At 75.3% G+C, this 6,406-nt stretch carries 3 protein-coding genes; all 3 read left to right on the forward strand.

Features of this window, described 5'->3' with window-relative positions:
• Positions 1 to 645: phosphopantetheine-binding protein (locus ACFHW0_RS31290; RefSeq protein WP_416613232.1), on the forward strand; the 645-nt coding region annotated here is incomplete at its 5' end.
• A gap of 216 nt (positions 646 to 861) precedes the next feature.
• Positions 862 to 1,722 carry a metallophosphoesterase family protein gene (locus ACFHW0_RS31295; protein WP_416613233.1) on the forward strand — a complete coding sequence of 287 codons (861 nt, stop codon included), beginning with the start codon at positions 862 to 864 and terminating at the stop codon, positions 1,720 to 1,722.
• Between the two features lie 324 nt (positions 1,723 to 2,046).
• A partial coding sequence (locus tag ACFHW0_RS31300) for a beta-ketoacyl synthase N-terminal-like domain-containing protein (RefSeq protein ID WP_416613234.1) occupies positions 2,047 to 6,406 on the forward strand: 4,360 nt, incomplete at its 3' end.

Raw genomic sequence — 6,406 nt, forward strand, 5'->3', positions numbered from 1 at the left:
GCGGATGTGCGGTGGGATCGGTTCGTGCCGTCGTTCACGGCGTTGCGTCCGTCCCGCCTGTTCACCGACATTCCCGAGGCACAGCCCGCGCAGGGCGAGGAGGCGCCGAAGAACGAGGACCGCGGCGCGGCGACGGCGCTGCGCGAGCGCCTGGCCGCCGCCTCCGGGCCGGAGCGCGACCGCATCCTGCTCGACCTGGTCCGCAGCACCGCCGCGGTGGTGCTGGGCCACGCCACGCCGAGCGGGATCAGGCCCGCCCGCGGCTTCCTCGAACTGGGCTTCGACTCGCTCACCGCCGTCGAGCTGCGCAACCGGCTGACCGCCGCGACGGGCATCGGGCTGCCCGCGACCCTCGTCTTCGACCACCCGACGCCGGCCGCGCTCGCCGGTCACCTGCGGGCCGAGTTGGCGCCCGAGCAGCCGGCGTTGCCGATCGCGGCGGAGATCGAGCGCCTCGACAAGCTCCTCGGCGGGCTGCCGGGCGACCAGGTCGACGACGCCGTCATCAGCCGGCTGGAGGATCTGGTGGCCAGATGGCGGGGACGACCCGCCGCCACGCCGGCGCCGGCCGCCGCGGAGGAGTTGGAGTCGGCGAGTCGGGAGGAGCTCTTCGACATCATCCAGCGGGAGTTCGGCAAGTCCTGAGCGGACGGTCGGCGCCTCTCGGCGCGTACGCGTGAGCTGGTCGGCGCCGGCCGGACCCACGGTCGCCTAGGGGTGCGCGGCGCCCGTCTAGGGGTGTGCCTGTGCGGGCCCGGCTCCGTAGGGTCAAAGCCCGTCAGGCCGTCTCGCCCTGCCCACCGGCAGCCGAGCGGTACGGATGTGGGTGCGTGCGGTACCCCGGATGGACGGGAGGTCCGCATGGCCGGATCCGGCCTGCCTCAGTTGCTCGCCATCAGTGACCTGCACGTGGTCCACGCGGAGAACAAGGCCATCGTGGAACGGCTGCGGCCGGAGCGTGACGGCGACTGGCTCATCGTCGCCGGCGACGTCGGCGAGTTCGTCGCCGACATCGAGTGGGCGCTGGGACTGCTCAGCCGCCGGTTCGCCAAGGTGATCTGGGCTCCCGGCAACCACGAGCTCTGGACCCCCCGCGAGGACCCGATCCAGCTGCGGGGAGACGCGCGCTACCAGCACCTGGTGGAGCTGTGCCGCGGGCTCGGGGTGGTGACGCCGGAGGACCCGTACCCCGTCTGGGACCCGCAGGGAGACGACCCGGTCCTGATCGCCCCGCTGTTCGTGCTCTACGACTACACCTTCCGGCCGGCCGGGACGTACACCCGGGAGCAGGCCCTGGCGCGGGCGCACGAGGTCGGCGTGGTCTGCACCGACGAGATCCTGCTGCACCCGGACCCGTACCCGACGCGCGACGCCTGGTGCCGGGCGCGGCTGGCCCTGACCGAGCGCCGCCTCACCGCGGAACGCGGTGGGCTCCCCACCGTCCTGGTCAACCACTTCCCGCTGGTCCGCGAGCCCACCCGGATCCTGCGGTACCCGGAGTTCGCGCAGTGGTGCGGCACCGAGGCCACCGCCGACTGGCACGTCCGTTTCGACGCCCGCGTGGCCGTCTACGGCCACCTGCACATCCCGCGCACCACCTGGTACGACGGGGTCCGGTTCGAAGAGGTCTCGGTGGGCTACCCACGGGAGTGGCGTCGCCGCTCGACGCCTCCGGGAAAGCTGCGCCGCATCCTGCCGGCGGTCGCCGGACAGCCCGCCTGAGTGGTCGTCGCGGCGCTGGTCACCGCTGTCCGGGGGCCCGCCGCGACGGTCCGGACGGGCCGGTCGATCAGGGGTTCTCTAGGGGTTGGGCGCGTGATGGGCGCTCAGTACCGTCCAGTCACGGTGGCGGGCATGTGTCGGCGGGACGGCCCGGCGTGGCGGGCTCCTGAGCAGGCACGACAACCGGAATCGGGAACAGGTGTCGGGATCGTGAGCCGAGCGGCCATGTCTCCACCCACCTGTGCACGAAGCCGGTCCGTCGGCGGTGGCGTGGTCAACGAATCGGCAGATTCCGATCGATAGCAAGCTCTGGGCGGGTGGGTCATGGCGGACGAAGACAAGCTCCTCGAACACCTGAAGTGGGTGACCTCCGAGCTCCGCCTGGCGCGCCGTCGCCTGACCGAGCTGGAGAACGAGGACGCCGAGCCGATCGCGATCGTCGGCATGGCCTGCCGCTTCCCCGGCGGGGTCGCCTCGCCGGAGGACCTGTGGGACCTGGTCGCGGGCGGGGTGGACGCCACCGGCACGTTCCCCGACGACCGGGGCTGGGACCTCGACGGGCTCTACGACCCCGATCCCGACCACCCCGGCACCACCTACAGCAACCGGGGCGGCTTCCTGCGCCACGCCGGCCTGTTCGACCCGACCCTGTTCGGCATCTCGCCGCGCGAGGCGCTGGCCATGGACCCGCAGCAGCGGCTCCTGCTCGAGGTGACCTGGGAGGTCTTCGAGCGGGCCGGCATCGACGCCGCGTCGGTGCGGGGCAGCCGTACCGGGGTGTTCGTCGGCACCGCGGGGCAGGACTACACCTCGGTGCTGCGGCAACTGCCCGAGGGCACGGAGGGCTACGTCCTCACCGGCACGGCCGCGAGCGTCATGTCCGGCCGGCTGGCGTACTCCTTCGGGCTGGAGGGCCCGGCCGTCACGATCGACACCGCCTGCTCCTCGTCGCTGGTCGCCCTGCACCTCGCCGGTCAGGCCCTGCGCGACGGCGAGTGCTCCCTCGCCGTGGCCGGTGGCGTCACCGTGCTGGCCACGCCCGGCGCCTTCGTCGAGTTCTCCCGCCAGCGGGGGCTCGCCTCCGACGGCCGGTGCAAGGCGTTCTCGGCCGACGCCGACGGGACCGGCTGGTCCGAGGGCGTCGCCATGCTGCTCGTCGAGAAGCTCTCCGACGCCCGGCGCAACGGTCACCCCGTCCTGGCGGTGATCCGGGGCAGCGCCGTGAACCAGGACGGCGCCAGCAGCGGCCTGACCGCTCCCAACGGTCCCTCGCAGCAGCGGGTCATCCGGCAGGCGCTGGAGAACGCCCGGCTCAGCCCGTCCGACGTGGACGTGGTCGAGGCGCACGGCACGGGCACCCGGCTCGGCGACCCGATCGAGGCGCAGGCGCTGCTGGCCACGTACGGCCAGGGACGGCCCGCCGACCGGCCGCTGTGGCTGGGATCGCTGAAGTCGAACATCGGCCACCCGCAGGCCGCCGCCGGCGCCGGCGGCGTCATCAAGATGGTGATGGCGATGCGGCACGGCGTGCTGCCGCCGACCCTGCACGTGGCCCAGCCGTCCCCGCACATCGACTGGTCGACCGGCGCCGTGTCCCTGCTGGACGAGGCCCGCCCGTGGACGGGCGGCGACCACGTCCGCAGGGCCGCCGTGTCGTCCTTCGGCATGAGCGGCACGAACGCCCACCTGATCCTGGAGCAGGCCCCGGCCCCCGACGCGGCTGCCGACGAGGCCGCCCCGTCGCGGCGTCCCGTCGTCGCGCCGGTGCTGCTCTCCGCCGCGCAGCCGGCCGCGTTGTCCGCGCAGGCCGAGCGGCTGGCCCGCTGGCTGGGCGACGACGAGGAGCCGCGCCCGCTCGACGTGGCGTGGTCGTCGGTGGTGTCCCGGTCGACGCTCGACCGGCGCGCGGTGGTGCTCGCCGAGGACCGGGCGGGCCTGCTGGCGGGCCTGGAGTCCCTAACGGCGGGAGCGCCGTCGGGCACGGTGGTCACGGGCCAGGCCGGGGACCGGGGTCCGCTGGCGGTGCTCTTCTCGGGCCAGGGCGCGCAGCGCGCCGGCATGGGCCGGGAGCTGTACGCCGAGTTCCCCGTCTTCGCCGCCGCCCTCGACGAGGCGTGCGGACACCTGGACCGGGTGCTGCCGCGCCCGCTACGGGAGGTGCTGTTCGCGCCGGAGGGTTCCGCCGAGGCGGAGCTGCTCGACCAGACCGCGTTCACCCAGGCCGGCCTGTTCGCCGTCGAGGTGGCGCTGTTCCGGCTGATGGAGTCGTTCGGCGTGGTGCCGGACTTCGTGGGCGGGCACTCGATCGGCGAGATCGCCGCCGCGCACGTGGCCGGGGTGCTGTCCCTCCAGGACGCCTGCCTGCTGGTGGCGGCGCGGGGCCGGTTGATGCAGGCGCTGCCGGAGGGCGGCGGGATGCTCGCCGTGGCCGCCGACGAGGCGGCGGTGGTCGAGTCGATCGCCGGGCTGACCGACCGGGTCGGCGTCGCGGCGGTGAACGGCCCGACCTCGGTCGTGGTCTCCGGCGCCGTCGACGCGCTGGACGAGGTGGAGCGGACCTGGCGGGACCGGGGTGTGCGCACCCGCCGGTTGACCGTCAGCCACGCGTTCCACAGCCCGCTGATGGAGCCGGTGCTGGAGCGCTTCCGCGGCATCGTCGAGCGGTTGACCTTCGCCGCGCCCGCGCTGCCGATCGTGTCGAACCTGACCGGGGCGCTCGCCGACGCCGAGGAGATCCGCACCGCCGACTACTGGGTGCGGCACGTGCGCGAGGCGGTGCGCTACGCCGACGGGATCGCGGCCCTGCGCGACGCCGGGGTCGACACGTTCCTGGAGGTCGGCCCGCAGAGCGTACTGACGGCGATGACGGCGGGCGTCCTGCCCGACGACGACGTGCTGACCGTCGCCGCCCAGCGCCGGGACCGGCCGCAGGCGCAGGCGCTCCTGGCGGCGCTGTCCGAGCTGCACGTGCACGGGGTACCGGTGAGCTGGCAGGAGTGGTTCGCCGACACCGGGGCGCGGCGGGTGGATCTGCCCACGTACGCCTTCCAGCGGGAGCGGTTCTGGCCCGAGGTGGTGCCGTGGCGGGTCGGCGACGTGTCGGGCGCCGGCCTGGGCGTGGCGGGGCACCCGCTGCTCGGTGCGGCGGTGCGCCTCGCCGGCGACGACGAGGTGGTGCTGACCGGTCGGCTGTCGACGTCGACGCACCCGTGGCTGGCGGACCACGTGGTCGGCGGCGCCGTGGTGGTGCCGGGCACCGCGCTGGTCGAGCTGGCGGTGCGCGCCGGCGACGAGGTGGACGCGTCGCGCGTACGGGAGCTGACCGTGGCGGCGCCGCTGGTGCTGCCGGAGTCCGGTGCGGTACGCGTGCAGGTGCGCGTCGGCGCGGCCGACGACTCCGCCGTCCGCTCGGTGTCCGTGTACTCCCAGCCCGAGGACGACGGCGACGGCGAGTGGGTGCGGCACGCCGACGGTGTGCTCGAACCGGTGTCGGCCGACGAGCCGGGCGTCGGCGCGTGGCCGCCGGCGGGCGCGACCGAGGTGGACCTGACCGGCTGGTATCCGAAGTTGGCGGAGCACGGCCTGTCGTACGGGCCGGTGTTCCAGGGCGTGCGGCGGGCCTGGACGGCCGACGGTGCGGTGTTCGCCGAGGTGGCGTTGCCGGACGGGGCGGCCGGGGACGCGAGCGCGTTCGGGGTGCACCCGGCGCTGCTGGACGCCGCGCTGCACCCGGTGGCGCTGCTGCTGGCGTCGGAGGCGACGGGCGGGCCGCGCGTGCCGTTCGCGTTCGAGGGCGTGCAGGTGCACGCCTCGGGGGCCAGGACGCTGCGGGTGCGCCTGACCCGGGACGGCTCCGGGGTGCGGCTGGTCGCCTGCGACGGCTCGGGCGCGCCGGTGGTGTCGGTGGACTCCCTGGTGCTGCGGGAGATGACCGGTACGGCGACCCGGGGCGCCGCCGCCCGGTCGCTGTTCGAGGTGGCCTGGCAGGCCGAGGAGGTCGCCGGCGTCGACGACGTTGCGGGATGGGCCGCGCTGGGCCGGCCGGCGTCGGCCGCGCTGCCGGAGCTGCCGGTCTTCGCGGACGTGGCGGCGCTGGCGGCGGGCGGGGCCACGGCCCGGCAGGCGCTGCTGACGGTGCCCGCCGGCGATCCCGGCGTCGCCGCGCCGGAGGCCGTGCGGGCGGTCACCAACGGTGTGCTGGAGGTGCTGCGCTCCTGGCTCGCCGCCGAGCCGCTGGCGGACACGAAGCTCGTGGTGGTGACCCGGGGGGCCGTGGCCGCCGGGGACGACGACCAGGTCACCGACCTGGCTGCCGCCGCCGTCTGGGGCCTGCTGCGCTCGGCGCAGTCGGAACACCCTGGGCGGATCGTCCTCGCCGACGTCGACGGCGAGCTGACTCCCGCGACCCTCGCCGTGCTGGCCGGCGCCGCGGCCGACCCGTCGGTCTCCGGCGGCCAGCTCGCCGTGCGGGGCGAGCGGACCCTCGTGCCGAGGCTGGTGCGGCCGGTGGGCGACGAGCTCACGCCGCCGCCCGGGCCGTGGCACCTCGCCCCCGTCACGCCCGGCACCCTGGACGGGATCGGCCCGGTGCGGGCCACGCCCGTGCAGCTGGGCGCGGGCCAGGTGCGCATCGCCGTGCGCGCGGCCGGGGTGAACTTCCGGGACGTGCTGATCGGCCTGGGGA

Source organism: Micromonospora sp. LOL_025, assembly GCF_048060285.1.
GTDB lineage: Bacteria > Actinomycetota > Actinomycetes > Mycobacteriales > Micromonosporaceae > Micromonospora.

Coding starts and splice junctions, on each gene's coding strand:
- ACFHW0_RS31295 (WP_416613233.1), top strand. CDS start 862: ATGGCCGGATCCGGCCTGCCTCAGTTGCTCGCCATCAGTGACCTGCAC.